The sequence below is a fragment of the Nocardioides panacihumi genome, assembly GCF_039530925.1.
In the GTDB taxonomy this organism is placed as follows: domain Bacteria; phylum Actinomycetota; class Actinomycetes; order Propionibacteriales; family Nocardioidaceae; genus Nocardioides; species Nocardioides panacihumi.
Window position 1 is genome coordinate 509,566 of the sequence record NZ_BAAAPB010000002.1, and the last position, 14,101, is coordinate 523,666.

Sequence of the window (14,101 nt, forward strand, 5' to 3'; positions counted from 1 at the left end):
TCATACGGTCCGGTCGCCGGAGCCGCCAGCTCGTATGACGTGGGGCGGGTCATCGGGCGGACGTCATACGGTCCGGTCGCCAGAGCCACCAGCTCGTATGACGTCCGGGTGGGTCAGAGGTGCTCGCGGGCCCAGAGGGCGGCGCTCGTACGATCGGCGACGCCGATGCGCCGGAAGACGCTGCCGAGGTGGACCTTCACGGTCCGCTCGGTGATCCCCAGCCGGGTCGCGATCTGCTTGTTCGCCAACCCGCGCGCGACCAGCGCCAGCACCTCGCGCTCCCGGTCGCTGAGGTCGGCGCCCGGCGCCGGACCTCGTGCGGGCAGCAGCGCACGGGCCACCCGCGGGTCGAGCGGCGCATGACCGGCTGCAGCGGCGCGGATCCCGGCGAGCAGGTCGGCCGGCTCGCTGTCCTTGAGCAGGTAGCCGACCGCGCCGGCCTCGAGCGCCTCGGCGACCCTGGCCTGGTCGGCGAACGAGGTCAGCACGACGACCGCGCCGGCACCGCCCGCGTCGAGGAGGCGCCGGGTCGCGGTGACGCCGTCGACACCCGGCATCGACAGGTCCATGAGTACGACGTCCGGCGGCTCGGGCAGCGTCGCCACGGCGTCGACCGCCGCCGCCCCGTCGGCCGCCTCGGCGACCACCTCGATGTCACCGGCGGCCTCGACGAGAGCCCGGATGCCGGCGCGCACGAGGGGATGGTCGTCGACCAGGACCACGCGGATCATGGCAACCTCAGCCGCCAGACGCAGCCGACGCCGGCCGCCGACGCCACCGCGAGCTCGGCGCCGGCATCGGAGGCGACATCGGCGAGCACCCGCAGACCCAGGTGGCCCTGGGGCGGGTTCGCCATCACCGCGACGGGGTCGAACCCGACGCCGTCGTCGGCCACCTCGAGCACGACACCCTCGTCGGTCCTGTGCAGGGACAACGCGACGTGGGTCGCGGCTGCGTGGCGGCGTACGTTGTGGAGGCACTCGCGCGCGACGCGGTAGACGAGCCGCTCCTCGTCGGGTGCGAGGTCGAGGTCGTCGTCGACCTCGAGGTCGACGCGGATGCCGCGCGGCTGCAACCCGGCGGCGAGGTCACCGAGCGCCGAGCGCAGCCCGGCCGACTCCAGGCCCGGCGGATGCAGGTCGACCAGGAGAGAGCGGAGGCTGCCGATGCTGCTGCGCAACGTGGACGCCGCGCGCTCGAGCTCCGCGGCCGTGGCGGTGTCGCCGGCGGCGGACAGGCGGGCGGCTGCGCCGCTGACGACGTACGACGTCGCGGCGAGCTCCTGGACAGGGCCGTCGTGCAGTGTGCCGGCGATCCGGCGTCGCTCCTCCTGCGACGCGTCGACCGCCTGCTCGAGGAGCGCCTCGCGCTGGCGCTGAGACCGTCGCAGCCGTCCGAGCAGCCGCCACAGCAACGGTGTCAGGAGGGCGGCGAAGAACAGCAGGCTGCTGATCGTCACGCCGGCGAAGCCGCGCCACAGCTGACCGGAGCGCGCCGTGACTGTGTCGTAGCGGGCGTAGGTCTCGAAGAGCAGCGGCGTGCCACCGGGTGTCCAGACCGGGCGGTAGACCTCGAGCAGCCTGCCGTTGCCGCGCTCGTAGCGGTTCTCCGGCTCGTCCAGGTCACTCACGTCGGCCCTCGTGGCGGGGTCGTCGAGCACCGCTCGCTCCGCCTGTCCGAGCGGGAAGACGGCGCCGATCAGGCGCGGCTCGTCGGACCAGAGCACCTTCCCGTCGCGCGACCAGACCTTGACCCGGATGACCGAGGAGGCGGGCAGGTAGTCGTGCAGCGCCGCCGCCAGCGCCGCGGCGGACGCCGGGTCACCGGTCACGATGCCGTCGGTGAGGGCCGGCTGCACGACCGCTCGTGCCAGCAGGTCGGTGGTGTTGGCGGCGTCGTTCACCGCTTCGCGCTCGGCGAGCCGCCGGGCGGCGTAGGAGCCGACGACGGCGACGAGCACGAGTACGGCGAGAGCGGCGGCAAGCACCGGGAGGAGCACCCTCACCGGCCTGCCGTCGCCCTGACCGCCGGCGCCCCGTGGCCGGGAGACCACCAGCCACGGGACCTGCGCCTCGGTCGTCATCGCCCCATCATCGTCGGTCGTCGCCGCCGCCGTGGCCGGAACCGTCGGAGCCTCCGGAGTGGTGGCCGGACCGGTCGTCGCCGCCCCGGCGGCCCGTGTCGCGACCGCCCCGGTCGTCGCCCGGCTCCGCCTCACGCGTGCCACGGTCGTCGCCCGGCTCCGCCTCACGCGTGCCACGGTCGTCGCCCTGCTCGGCGTGGCGGGTCGTGGTCGGCCGGGTGGAGTGCTCGGCGGAGTGCTCAGCGGAGTGCTCGGTGGAGTGCTCGGTCGCCTCCGAGGACGCCGTACGGCGCGCGGTCGGCGTCGCGGACGACGTCGGCGTGGTCGAGACCAGCGACGGTGTATCGGTCGGATCCTCGACCGGGACCTGGCGGGTGAACGACGCGTTGCCGAACAGGCCGAGGGCCGCCGGGACTCCGGCGACCACGACCGCGAGAGCGGCGAGAGCTGCCTTGATGATCATCGGGGACTCCTGGTGGTGGGCGGTTGGTCTGACAGCTCCACCCTCGCCGTCGGCGCGGTCGGCGCACCATCGGACCTTGGTACTAGTACCTCCGCGACCGGGCGGCCTTCGCGGCCAGGTAGCCCTGGTTGGACGGCGTCAGGTGCACGGTCATGGGCACCTGCTCGACGACCCGGATGCCGAGCCGAGTCAGCTGGGCGGTCTTGTCGGGGTTGTTGCTGAGCAGCCGGATCTCGTCGAGGCCGAGCGCACGAAGCATCTGGGCGGCGACGGTGTAGTCGCGTGCGTCCTCGGGGTAGCCGAGCGCGAGGTTGGCGTCGAACGTGTCCAGCCCGTCGTCCTGCAGCGTGTAGGCGTCGATCTTCGCGTAGAGCCCGATCCCGCGGCCCTCCTGCCGCAGGTAGAGCAGGTAGCCACCCTCCGTCTCGAGCCGGTCCAGCGAGTCGTCGAGCTGCGGCCCGCAGTCGCAGCGCCGGCTGCCCAGGACGTCCCCGGTGAGGCATTCGCTGTGCAGCCGGACGAGCGGTACGCCGGCGGGGCCGGTGCCCGGCCCGTCCGCACGGTCGCCGAGGGCGAGCGCGACGTGCTCGCGGCCGTCAGCGAGCCCGTCGAAGCTGAAGAGCCGTCCCGTGGCCACCCGGCCGTCGGGCAGCCGGACCGGGAGCCTGACCTGCTTCCTGATCGTCACCTGTCGCATCCGCTACTCCTCCTCGAACCGCTCCGAGACCCGCTCCGCGAATCGCCCCGACAGGGCGTAGCGCAGCACCACCACGTCCCCGACCTGACGTACGCCCGCCAGGCGCGCGCGATCGCCCGGGAGGCCGTCCGTGGCCGACGGGCCGAGCAGGCGCGGCGCCTGCGGGTCGCCCACCAGCAGGGGTGCGACCGCCAGCTGGAGCTCGTCGGCGATGCCCTCCTCGAGACACTGGGTGAGCACGCTCGCCCCGCCCTCGACCAGCAGCCGTCGGACTCCCCGCCTGTGGAGGTCCTCGGCGACACCCCTCATCCCGACCGACGCTCCGGCGTCCACGACCGTGGCCCGCCCCCCGACCGCCGCGCGCACGTCCTCGACGCAGGCCGTGGCGCAGTAGACCAGCTTCGGCCCGTCCCCGGCGGTGAAGAACCTGGCATCGGGGTCCAGCTTGCCGCGCTCGGTGACGGTGACCTTGAGCGGAGTCTCCGGCAGCCCACGACTCCCCCGCACGGCACGGCGGTCGGCGTCACGCACGAGCAGCCGCGGGTCGTCGGAGCGGACGGTCCCGGCGCCCACCAGGATCGCGTCGCAGCCCGCACGGACGGCGTCGACGCGGTCGAGGTCGGCGTCGTTGGAGAGGACGAGCCGGCAGTCGGTCGCGTCGTCGAGGCAGCCGTCCAGCGAGACGCAGCAGCTCAGCAGGATGTAGGGAAGCTCAGCCAAGCGACGCCTCCTGGTGTGCGGGGATAGCGCTCCGTGCGCCGACCGCATGCCGTGCGGCGACCGCGCGCCCGAGCAGCAGGGCGAGCGCGCCCGGAAGCGTCGCGACGAGCGCGGCGACGCCGTACGCGACCGAGACGGCGAGGCCGTCCGAGGCGGGCAGCCCGACGGCGACGAACGCCCAGGCCGCCGTCCCTTCCCGCGGCCCCCAGCCGGCGATGCTCGCCGGCACCGTCGAGCCGAGCAGCACCGCGAGGGCCAGGGCGACGGTCTGCGCTGCGGGCAGGTCGACGCCCGTCGCGGCCATGGCGGCGAGCAGGACGGCGGTGTGGCACGCCGCGACTCCGAGCGAGGCGAGCACCACGGTGACGGCGGCCCGCGGGCGACCGAGGATGACACGCAGGTCGGCGGTGACCGGACGGACCCAGCGCACGACCAGGGCGGTGAGGAGCAGGGCACCGATCCCGACCACCACCGCGACCTGACGCAGCCCGCTCGGCACGAGCGCGACGACCGCGAGCGTGACGACCGCCTGCACCACCAGCCCGAGGGTCCGCTCCCACACGACGCTGCGGACGGCGCTGCCCGCTCGGTCGGCCTGCCGCCCGTGCTCGACGGCCCGATGGACGTCGCCCAGCACTCCCGCGGGCAGCGTGGCGTTGAGGAACTGTGCGCCGTAGCAGGACAGGTACGCCGGTCCGAAGCCGATCCCGGCCTCCAGCGCGTTCGCCACGGCCCGCCAGCGCCAGGCGCAGCACGCGGTCGCCGCAGCGGTCAGCACGAGGGCGAGCGCGACCAGGGCACCGTCCGCCGCCCGCAGCCCGCGCACGATCGGGTCGGCGCCGAACCGCGCCATGAGCGCCGCGACGATCACCATGCCGAGCGCCGGCCGCAGCCAGGCCCGGCCGCTCACGGCCGCGCCCCTCTCAACGTGGGCGTCGGCGTCGGCAGCGCCTCCAGCACCCGGGCCACCGTGGTGTCCCACCCCGCCAGGTCCGTACGGCGGTCGAGGGCCGACACGCGCAGCGTCGCCCGGAAGTCGGCGTCGGTCAGCCACAGCCGCAGTCCCGCCGCCAGGGCCCGCGGGTCGCCCGGCGCGACGAGCAGACCGGGCAGCTGACCGTCGGAGGTCTGCCCGAGGGCCTCGCGGACGCCGCCCACGTCGGAGGCGAGCACCGGCACGCCGCGGGCGAGGGCCTCGGTGACCACCATGCCGTAGGTCTCACCGCGCGAGGGCAGCACCAGCAGGTCGGCGGCGTCGTAGCGCTCGGCGAGGAGCCCGGGCGCCAGCGGACCGGCCAGGTCGATCCGGCCCCGGCCGGCGGTGACCGGGTCGACCTCGTCGACCCGCCCGACCCACGTGCAGCTCCACGGCAGGTCGTCGAGCATCTCGAGGGCGGCGGCCAGGACGTCGTACCCCTTGGCGCGGGACGCACGGCCGACCCCGAGGAGCGCCCCTCCGGTGCCCGAGCCCGCCGCGACGGGCGCCCGGTCGACACCCGGCGGGGCCGCGTGCACCGTCGCGAGCACGTAGTGGTGCCTGAGCCACTCGCGCGTCCAGGCGCTGGTCGCCACGACCGTCCGGGCGGCCAGCAGCACCTCGCGCTCAGCGGCACGTGCCGCCGGGACGTCGACCCCGAGCGGAAGGTGGACCAGGACGCCCAGCGCAAGACGTCGCGCGGCCGGGACGAGCACTGCCGGCGAGGCGGAGGCGACCAGGCCGTCCACGAGGACGAGCGCGCCGTCCGGGACCGCGTCGAGAGCCGCCGACAGCGCAGCCGTCGCCGCTGCGTCGGGCCACGGCCACGGCCCGCTCACCGCGTGCTCGACGACCTCCCAGCCCAGCCCGGTGAGCCCGTCGCGAAGTCGACCGTCGTAGACGTTGCCGCCGCTCGCCCGGGCGGGATCGTCGATCCCGTCGGGCACGACCAGGTGCAGCGACATCATGGCGCGGTCTCGTAGGTGACCCACGCGATGTCGGACTCGCGCAGCGTGACGGCGATAGCCTCGACGCCCGAGCCCAGTGCGCCGGCCCGGACCCGACCGGCGAGGGCGTCGCCGACCACCTCGGCGACGACCTCGGTGGTGCTGTTGCGGCCTGCGAACGCGGCCGACTCGTCGAGGTTGCGGTAGTCGAGGTCGGCGAGCACGGCCCGCAGCTCGGCCGCGGCCCGCCCGATGTCGACGAGCACCCCCGAGCCGTCGAGCGCGCCGCCGCGGAACGCCGCCTCGACGACGTACGTCGCCCCGTGCAGGCGCTGCGCCGGGCCGAACTCCTCGCCGGTGAAGCTGTGGGCGACCATGATCCGGTCGCGGACGGTGACGGTGTAGATGGCTCAGCCCTCCGTGTGATCGGCATGGGGGTAGTCGATGGTGTGGCACAGCGCGGCCTGCCCGGCGGCGAGCCGCGCCATGACGTCCGGCAGCTCCTCGAACGGCGAGCGGCCGCTCAGCAGTGCCTCGAACGCGTCGTCGCGCAGCAGGGCGAGGGCGAGCGCGAGCCGGTCGGTGGTGCTGCGGCGGGAGCGACGGGCCGGCGCGACCGTGCCGACCTGGCTGGCGACGATCCGCAGCCGACGGGAGTGGAAGGCGCCGCCGAGCGCGAGCTCGACCGGGCGGTCGCCGTACCAGCTCAGCTCGAGCACGGTGCCCTCGTCGGCGAGCAGCTCGACCGCGAGCTGCAGACCCTCGCCGGTCGCGCTCGTGTGCACGACCAGGTCCCGCTCGCCGCCGGCGGGGTCGAGCGCCTCATCCGGTGTCGCGAAGCCGACGCCCAGCGCCGCAGCCGTCACCGCCCGCTCCTTGTCGACGTCCACGAGCGTCACCTGCGCCCCGGGGATCCGCGAGAGCAGGCGCGCCACGCAGCAGCCGACCATGCCCGCGCCGACGACGGCGACGCGGTCGCCCACGAGCGGCGCAGCGTCCCAGAGGGCGTTCACGGCCGTCTCCACCGTCCCCGCGAGGACCGCGCGCTGCGCCGGCACGCCCTCGGGGACCGGCACGACCGCGCCGGCCGGCACGACGTACGCCGTCTGGTGCGGGTGCAGGCAGAAGACCGTGCGTCCGAGCAGCTCGTCGGGGCCGGCCTCCACGAGGCCGACGTTGAGGTATCCGTAGGCGACCGCGCCGGGCAGGTCACCCGTCTGGAAGGGCGCCCGCATCCGCTCGCGCTGGTCCTCGGGCACCTCGCCGCGGAAGACGAGCGTCTCGGTGCCGCGGCTGATCCCGCTGTGCAGCGTGCGGACCAGCACGTCGTCGGGCCCGGGGTCCGGCAGCGCGACCTCGCGGATCTCGCCGACGCCGGGACGCGCGACGACGAAGGCACGTGCCGTCGTCACCGTCATGCGAACCGTCCTTCCGGGGCCGGCTGCGTCCAGACTGAACCAGAAGCCTGGGTGCCTCGTACCCCTGTCGTACCCCACTACACGGAGGTCCCATGCCGAGGGTTCAGATCCGACCGGCCGACGCGGTGACCACGACGCGGCTCCTGCTGGCGTGCTTCGTCGCGCTGCTCGTCGTGCGCTCCTTCGTCGCACCGGCACGGATCGGGCTGATGGTGACGGTGGCGACCGTCGCGCTGGTGCTGGACGCGGTCGACGGCGAGGTCGCCCGCCGCACCGTGGTCACGCGGTTCGGCGCGCGCTACGACATGGAGGTCGACGCGTTCCTGGTGCTGGTGCTGAGCGTGTACGTCGCTGCCACCGTCACCCCGTGGGTCCTGCTCATCGGGCTCGCGCGCTACCTGCTGCTCGTCGCCGGCTGGTGCTGGCCGTGGCTGCGCGGCACGACACCGCACCGCTACTGGGCGAAGGTCGTCGCGGCCGTGCAGGGCATCGTGCTCACGGTCGTCGCGGCGGGCGTCCTGCCGCGAGAGGCGGCCCTGGTCGCGCTGGCGGTCGCGTTGGCCCTCCTCGTCGAGTCGTTCGCCCACCAGGTGCGCCAGCTGTGGCGGCTGCGGCCCGCCGAGGCGCGGGGCCGGCCGTCGGCCGCGGTCACCGTGGCGGCGTTCGCGCTGGTGTGGCTGGCGCTCGTCGCGCCCGACCGGATCGTCGACGTCTCCCCCGCGGCGTTCGTCCGGCTGCCGGTGGAGCTGCTGGTGCTGGTGGCGCTCGCCGTCGTCCTGCCGCGGTCCGTACGCCGGCCGCTGAGCGTCGTCGCCGGCGTCGTGCTCACCCTGCTGGTGCTCGTGCGGGCGCTCGACCTCGGCTTCACGGCGGTGCTCGACCGGCGCTTCGACCTGCTCAACGACTCCTACTACCTCGCGCCGGCGATCGGCGTCGTGCGCGACTCGAGCGGCACGCCGGCGGCGGTCGGCCTGGTCGTCGGCGTCGTGCTGCTGCTCGTCGTGCTGCTCGTCGTGCTGACCGGCGCGGTCGCCCGGGCCGCGTCGGCCGCGGCGCGGCACCGCCGGGTCAGCGTCTCCTTCGTCGCCGCGCTCGCGACCGTCGGAGCGTTCGCCGCCGCGGCGGGCGGGGGCGTCGCCTCCGTGCAGACCTCCGAGCTGGCCGTCAGCCAGTTCCGGACCATCGGCACCGACATCGCCGACCGCAAGGCCTTCGCGGAGCGGATCGCTGTCGACGAGCAGCTGCCCGCCGGGCTGCTCGGCCGGCTGCGCGGGAAGGACGTGCTGCTGGTCTTCGTGGAGAGCTACGGGCGGGTGGCGGTCCAGGGGACGTCGTACTCCCCCGGCGTCGACGCCGTCCTCGACCACGGCACGGCCCAGCTCCAGGCGGCCGGCTACGGCGCGCGCAGCGCGTTCCTCACCTCGCCCACGTTCGGCGCCGCGAGCTGGCTCGCCCACTCGACCCTGCAGTCGGGGCTCTGGGTCGACAGCCAGCAGCGCTACGACCAGCTGATCACCTCCCAGCACGCCACCCTCAGCTCGGCATTCCGTGAGGCCGGGTGGCGCACGGTGTTCGACGTGCCGGCGGTGACCAAGGACTGGGCCGACGGCAGCCGCTTCTACGGCTTCGACAAGCTCTACGACGCGCGCAACGTCGGCTACCGCGGGCGACGGTTCAGCTACGCGACCATGCCCGACCAGTTCACGCTGGCGGCGCTGGGACGCAACGAGCTCACCCCCGGCGCACGCCGACCCGTGATGGCCGAGGTCGACCTCGTGTCCAGCCACCACCCGTGGACGCCCCTCCCGCAGCTGGTCCCCTGGTCGGCCGTCGGCGACGGATCGATCTACGACCGGATCCCGGCGGTCGGCGGCTCGCCCGACTCGGTCTTCCGCAACCCCGACCAGGTCCGCGCCGCCTACGGGAAGTCGGTCGAGTACACCTGGCAGTCGCTCGTCTCCTGGATCGTCCAGCGGCACGACCCCAACCTCGTGCTCGTCGTGCTCGGCGACCACCAGCCGCACAGCTACGTGACCGGCACCCACCCCGGCCACGACGTCCCGATCAGTGTCATCGCCCACGACCCCGCCGTGCTCGCGTCGATCGCCGACTGGCGCTGGCAGCCGGGGCTGCACCCCTCACCGGACGCGCCCGTGTGGCGCATGGACACGTTCCGCGACCGATTCTTCGCCGCGTACAGCGGACCCGCTCTGAAAGGGAGCACACCATGAAGATCCGAACACTCGCCGCGCTGGCCGTGCTGGTCTCCGCGGCCGTCCACCTCTACCTCTGGTTCGACGGCGTCAAGGACCAGGGGACCGTCGGCAAGCTCTTCGTGCTGAACGTGGTCGCCGGCGTCGTCATCGCCGTCCTCCTCCTCGCCTGGCGCGATTGGGAGCCGCTGTTCCTCACCGCGGGCTTCGGAGCCGCGACGATCGTGGCCTTCTTCATCTCGCTGACGGTGGGCCTCTTCGGCATCCAGACGGGGTGGAGCTGGTACGCCTGGCTGGCCCTGGCCGTGGAGCTGGCCGCGATCGCGCTCGGCCTGCTGGGGCTGCGGCAGGAGGGCTACCTGGACCGGCTCGGGCGTGTCGGCGGGACGGGACAGCGCACGGCGGGGCTCAAGCCTCGGTAGCGCCACCGTCGAGCCAGCGCATGGAGCGCCCGTGACCGTGGGTGTGGGCGATCGCCTGCCCGTCCAGGCCGAGGACGAAGGTCTGCTTCTCCGCGGGGATGGCCGGACCGGTCGCCGTGATCGACTCGATGACGCGCTTGCCCTCGTTGCTGACCCAGTGACACCTCCCGTCCGAGACGAGACCACGCACCATCGCCTCGAACCGGACGCGGTCGGCTGGCTCGAGGTAGGCGACCACCGCGGAGTGGAACACCACGACGGTGCCGAACTGCGACGCCCGTTCGACCATCGTCGGCAGCTCGTCCAACAGGTCGCCGCGAGCGATCGTCGGCGGCTCGGCGCGAGCGATCTCGATGGCCTGCGACAGGCGCGCACGCCGATCGTCGTGCTCCGGCCACACGAGCGTGGCCAGCCACCTCATGTCGTCCGCGTCGGTGACGTCGAGGGGGTTGAGATCGATGCCACCGCGCCAAGCCACCTGTGGAGGCTGCGTCGGCAGCGGCGCCTCGCCCTTGACCCTGCACGTGAGGGTGTGTCCGGCACCGAGGCGCACGACACCGGTGTCGGACTCCCACTCGTAGCTCCAGCGATCCGGGTAGAGGCAGAGTCCGGCGGAGGCGCCGACCTCGAGCAGCGCCAGCGGCCCGTCGACGGCCGCGAACGCCGGCGTCAGCGTCGCGAGCCGGCCCACCTCGTTGGTCTGCGTCGCGCGCGCCAGGATCGTCTCCCGTATCGGTCCGGTGTCCTCCAGCAGCGCGGATCGGAGGCCGGCGTACGGACCGGGAGCGCTGACGCCGTGGAGCCGGGCGGCGGCGAAGACCAGGTTCGGTTGGTGCTTGATCGCCGGCAGGTCGCCCAGCCAGGCCAGCACCTCCGTGTCGCCGGCGACCGCGCGGGCCCAGTCGGCGAAGGTGGGCGAGTCGCCCTCGGCGTACGCAGCGAAATCGACGTACTCGGCGGCGATGTCGTCGAAGAGCAGCACACCGCCATTGTGCCGAAGCGCTACTCCGCGGCCGCCAGCTGCCCGCAGGCGCCGTCGATCTCGCGGCCGCGGGTGTCGCGGACGGTGGTCGAGATGCCCTTCGCCTCGAGCCGGCGCACGAACTCACGCTCGTCCGCCGGGTCCGACGCGGTCCACTTCGAGCCGGGCGTCGGGTTGAGCGGGATCAGGTTGACGTGGACCCAGCCCCAGTCGCCGTAGGAGTTGAGCACGTCGGCGAGCAGGTCGGCGCGCCAGGCCTGGTCGTTGATGTCGCGCATCATGGCGTACTCGATCGACACCCGGCGCTTGGTGGTGCGGGCGTACTCCCACGCGGCCTCGACCGTCTCGGCGACGCTGAAGCGGGTGTTGATCGGCACCAGCTCGTTGCGCAGCTCGTCGTCGGGCGCGTGCAGGCTCAGCGCGAGCGTGACCGGGACGCCCTCCGTCGCCAGCTGCTTGATGCGGGGCACGAGGCCGACCGTCGAGACGGTCACGTGGCGGGCGCTGAGGCCGAGCCCCTCGGGCGCCGGATCCGTCAGGCGTCGTACGGCGCCGATGACCGCCTTGTAGTTGGCGAGCGGCTCCCCCATGCCCATGAACACGACGTTCGAGAGCCGACCCGGTCCGCCGGCGACGTCGCCGGACGCCATCGCGCGGGCGCCGACGACGACCTGGTGCACGATCTCGGCGGTCGACATGTTGCGTTGCAGACCACCCTGGCCGGTCGCGCAGAACGGGCAGGCCATGCCGCAGCCGGCCTGCGACGAGATGCAGATCGTGGCCCGGTCGGTGTAGCGCATCAGCACCGACTCGACGAGCGCGCCGTCGAACAGCTTCCACAGTGTCTTGCGCGTCGTGCCGGCGTCAGCCTCGAGGGTCCGGATCGGGGTCATCAGGTCGGGCAGGAAGGTGCCGACGATCTCGTCGCGCTGCGCGGCCGGGAGATCGGTCATCTCGGCCGGGTCGTGCACGAGCCGCTCGAAGTAGTGCACCGACAGCTGCTTGGCCCGGAAGCCCGGGAGGCCGGCCTCCTTCGCCGCCTCCTGGCGCTCGGCCAGGCTGAGGTCGGCGAGGTGCCGCGGCGGCTTGGCACGGCCGCGCGGAGCGTTGAAGACGAGGGGAAGGGGCTTCGGGTCCGACATCAGGCCTCCAGTGTCACATCCGGGCGGTCGGCGTACCTAGTCCGCGGGGCGCCGAACACCGCCGGAGACGGGACGGGCCCCGGAGCCGTCGGCTCCGGGGCCCGCCTGCGCGGTGCGCGTGCGTCACTTGACCTTCCGGACCCCGCTGGTCCGGACGAGCGAGGACGGGGTGGCGCCCTGGAGCGTGCCGGTCACGCGGACGGACACCTTCTTGCCCTCGAGCTTGCCGGTCAGCTTGAGGGAGGTGCCGGTCGCGCCGGCGATCGGCCTGCCGTTGGCCAGCCACTGGTAGGAGAGCCTCGTGCCCGGGGTCCAGTGCCCGGCCTCGGCGAACAGGCGCCTCCCGACGCGGGCCTTGCCGCCGATCCTCGGAGCGGCGCCGACGAGGTGCACCGGCGGCTTGGCCGGGGGCTTCACGACCGGTACGTCGGCCTGGCTGCGGTAGATCCGGACCTGGTCGACGAGCGAGCCGATGGGCGCCGGCGTGCCCGCGAGGTTCGGGCCGATCCCGGTCACGTTGCCGCGCTGGACGGCCGCGTTCGGGCTATCGCCGTCGCCGGAGCGGATGTTCTTGACGGTGAGGCCCTTGTCGGTGACGGTCACCTCGACGTACGTCGGGACGTGCTCCTGGTTCTCGACCGAGTTCGCCCAGTGGCGGGCGTGCGGACCGGTCGCGGTGTCACCGGCGTTCGGGTCGAGCGGGTCCTTGGTGTAGCCCTGCGGGTCGATGGCCGCGCCGCCGGCGCTGAAGCCGGGGTTGGTCAGGTCGTAGTACTTCGAGCCCGAGGCCGAGTTGGCGGTCACGTAGATGACTCCGCCGGGACCCTCGACGACCGTGGTCTGGCCCGGCTGCTCGGCCGGGTTGGCCTTGGCGCCGCTCGGAGCCGCGGTCGACCCCTTGATCGCGTAGGAGCGCGAGTAGGAGTGGTCGTGGCCCTGGAGCACCAGGCCGACCCCGAGGTCGGAGAAGGCCTTGGTGAAGTCGACGCGGCGCTGGACGTTGTCGGCGTCGTTCGCGTGGTCGGCCGGCGAGTAGATCGAGTGGTGGTAGACGAGCACGACGTGCTTGATGTCGGGGTCGGCCGCCTTCTGGGCGGTGATGGTGCTCTGCACGAACGCGACGTGGGCCGGGTCGGAGTTGTTGGCCGCGGAGTAGGCGTTCGAGTTGAGGTCGATGAAGAGGACGCCCTTGTAGGTGAAGTAGTAGTCACCGCCGGAGACCGCGTCGGCGGCCGGGCCCTTCTTCGCGGCGTTCGTGTAGAGGGGGTCGCTGCGGTCGATGGTGCTCGGGAGGGCGAAGTGCTGCTCGTAGGCGTAGCCGCTGACGTCGTGGTTGCCGATCGTCGCCGCCCACGGGACGGAACGGAGCTCGGACGGACGCAGGAACTGGCTCCACTCGGTCTCGTTGTTGGCGGTGTTCACCTGGTCGCCGCCGGAGACGTACAGCTCCGCCCTCGGGCTGTGGATCTTCGTCTGGTCGAGGGTGTACTGCCAGCCGTCGCCGTCCAGCACCGGGTCGCCGGAGGAGCCGATCTGCGGGTCGCCGAAGAACAGGAACTGGTAGTCGCCGTCGCCGAACGTGCCGGTCTTGAAGCTGTAGTACGCCGACTTGCCGCCGTCCGCCGAGACGATCCGGTAGTAGTACTTGGTGTCGGCCTCCAGGCCGGTCAGCGTGGCCTTGCCGTTCGCGCTGGTGAGCGCGGTGCTGGTCGCGGCGTCGGTGGTGACGTTCGGCGCGAGCGTGGCGGCGAAGGGCGTCCTGGTCGCGAAGTCTGCGGTCTTCGACACCTCGACGGTCTCGCTGGCCGGGTTCGTCGAGGAGTACCAGGCCAGCGTGCGGCTGGTCTCGTCGCTGCCGACGCCGAGCACGACGCCGCTGAACGTGGCGGGGCTGGCGCCGTCGGCGCTCGTCACGATCACGGTGCCCGTGAGCGCAGCGGCCGCCAAGGAGACGGTCGCGATGCCGGCAGCTGCGCGCCGGCGGGTGTTGAGCAGCTTCATCGAAGCGGTTCCCTTTCGATCCGTGCGAAGAACTTGT

Annotated in this window: 14 protein-coding genes; 2 read left to right on the plus strand and 12 right to left on the minus strand. The window is 73.4% G+C overall.

Features of this window, described 5'->3' with window-relative positions; genetic code table 11:
• Positions 1-113 precede the first annotated feature (113 nt).
• The 9 genes from ABD205_RS11570 to ABD205_RS11610 all read right to left on the minus strand — a co-directional run bounded on the left by ABD205_RS11570 (position 114) and on the right by ABD205_RS11610 (position 7,304).
• Complete coding sequence (locus ABD205_RS11570; RefSeq protein ID WP_344044975.1) at positions 114-731, minus strand: response regulator; 618 nt, start codon at positions 729-731, stop codon at positions 114-116.
• Positions 728-2,083, minus strand: coding sequence for a sensor histidine kinase (locus ABD205_RS11575; RefSeq protein ID WP_344044976.1), 1,356 nt, complete (start codon positions 2,081-2,083; stop codon positions 728-730). The genes ABD205_RS11570 and ABD205_RS11575 overlap by 4 nt, the downstream gene beginning before the upstream one ends.
• A 7-nt stretch (positions 2,084-2,090) precedes the next feature.
• A complete protein-coding gene (locus tag ABD205_RS11580) occupies positions 2,091-2,546 on the minus strand; it encodes a hypothetical protein (RefSeq protein WP_344044977.1) in 456 nt (151 codons plus the stop codon).
• Positions 2,547-2,628: 82 nt separating this feature from the next.
• On the minus strand, positions 2,629-3,243 hold the full coding sequence (locus ABD205_RS11585; protein ID WP_344044978.1) for a GTP cyclohydrolase II: 615 nt from the start codon (positions 3,241-3,243) through the stop codon (positions 2,629-2,631).
• Between the two features lie 3 nt (positions 3,244-3,246).
• Positions 3,247-3,963 carry a RibD family protein gene (locus ABD205_RS11590; RefSeq protein WP_344044979.1) on the minus strand — a complete coding sequence of 239 codons (717 nt, stop codon included), beginning with the start codon at positions 3,961-3,963 and terminating at the stop codon, positions 3,247-3,249.
• Positions 3,956-4,873, minus strand: a complete 918-nt coding sequence (locus ABD205_RS11595) for a lysylphosphatidylglycerol synthase transmembrane domain-containing protein (protein ID WP_344044980.1) — start codon at positions 4,871-4,873, stop codon at positions 3,956-3,958. The genes ABD205_RS11590 and ABD205_RS11595 overlap by 8 nt, the downstream gene beginning before the upstream one ends.
• Positions 4,870-5,907 (minus strand): glycosyltransferase family 4 protein, encoded by a 1,038-nt coding sequence (locus tag ABD205_RS11600; protein WP_344044981.1) that lies wholly within the window; start codon positions 5,905-5,907, stop codon positions 4,870-4,872. The genes ABD205_RS11595 and ABD205_RS11600 overlap by 4 nt, the downstream gene beginning before the upstream one ends.
• Positions 5,904-6,293 (minus strand): 6-pyruvoyl trahydropterin synthase family protein, encoded by a 390-nt coding sequence (locus ABD205_RS11605; protein ID WP_344045871.1) that lies wholly within the window; start codon positions 6,291-6,293, stop codon positions 5,904-5,906. Before ABD205_RS11605 ends, ABD205_RS11600 begins: the two co-directional genes overlap by 4 nt.
• Positions 6,294-6,296: 3 nt before the next feature.
• A complete protein-coding gene (locus ABD205_RS11610; protein WP_344044982.1) occupies positions 6,297-7,304 on the minus strand; it encodes a zinc-dependent alcohol dehydrogenase in 1,008 nt (335 codons plus the stop codon).
• Positions 7,305-7,396: 92 nt separating this feature from the next.
• On the opposite strand from ABD205_RS11610, the gene ABD205_RS11615 reads away from it, so the two are divergent.
• Positions 7,397-9,535: a CDP-alcohol phosphatidyltransferase family protein gene (locus ABD205_RS11615; protein ID WP_344044983.1), complete on the plus strand. Its 2,139-nt coding sequence runs from the start codon at positions 7,397-7,399 to the stop codon at positions 9,533-9,535.
• Positions 9,532-9,939 (plus strand): hypothetical protein, encoded by a 408-nt coding sequence (locus tag ABD205_RS11620; RefSeq protein ID WP_344044984.1) that lies wholly within the window; start codon positions 9,532-9,534, stop codon positions 9,937-9,939. The genes ABD205_RS11615 and ABD205_RS11620 overlap by 4 nt, the downstream gene beginning before the upstream one ends.
• On the opposite strand, the gene ABD205_RS11625 is transcribed toward ABD205_RS11620, so the two are convergent.
• The 3 genes from ABD205_RS11625 to ABD205_RS11635 all read right to left on the minus strand — a co-directional run bounded on the left by ABD205_RS11625 (position 9,926) and on the right by ABD205_RS11635 (position 14,064).
• On the minus strand, positions 9,926-10,921 hold the full coding sequence (locus ABD205_RS11625; RefSeq protein WP_344044986.1) for a DUF2332 domain-containing protein: 996 nt from the start codon (positions 10,919-10,921) through the stop codon (positions 9,926-9,928). The two genes, ABD205_RS11620 and ABD205_RS11625, sit on opposite strands and share 14 nt — an antisense overlap.
• 20 nt (positions 10,922-10,941) lie before the next feature.
• A complete protein-coding gene (gene rlmN / locus ABD205_RS11630) occupies positions 10,942-12,063 on the minus strand; it encodes a dual-specificity RNA methyltransferase RlmN (protein ID WP_344044987.1) in 1,122 nt (373 codons plus the stop codon).
• 123 nt (positions 12,064-12,186) lie between these two features.
• Positions 12,187-14,064: a purple acid phosphatase family protein gene (locus tag ABD205_RS11635; RefSeq protein ID WP_344044988.1), complete on the minus strand. Its 1,878-nt coding sequence runs from the start codon at positions 14,062-14,064 to the stop codon at positions 12,187-12,189.
• Between the last annotated feature and the right edge of the window lie 37 nt (positions 14,065-14,101).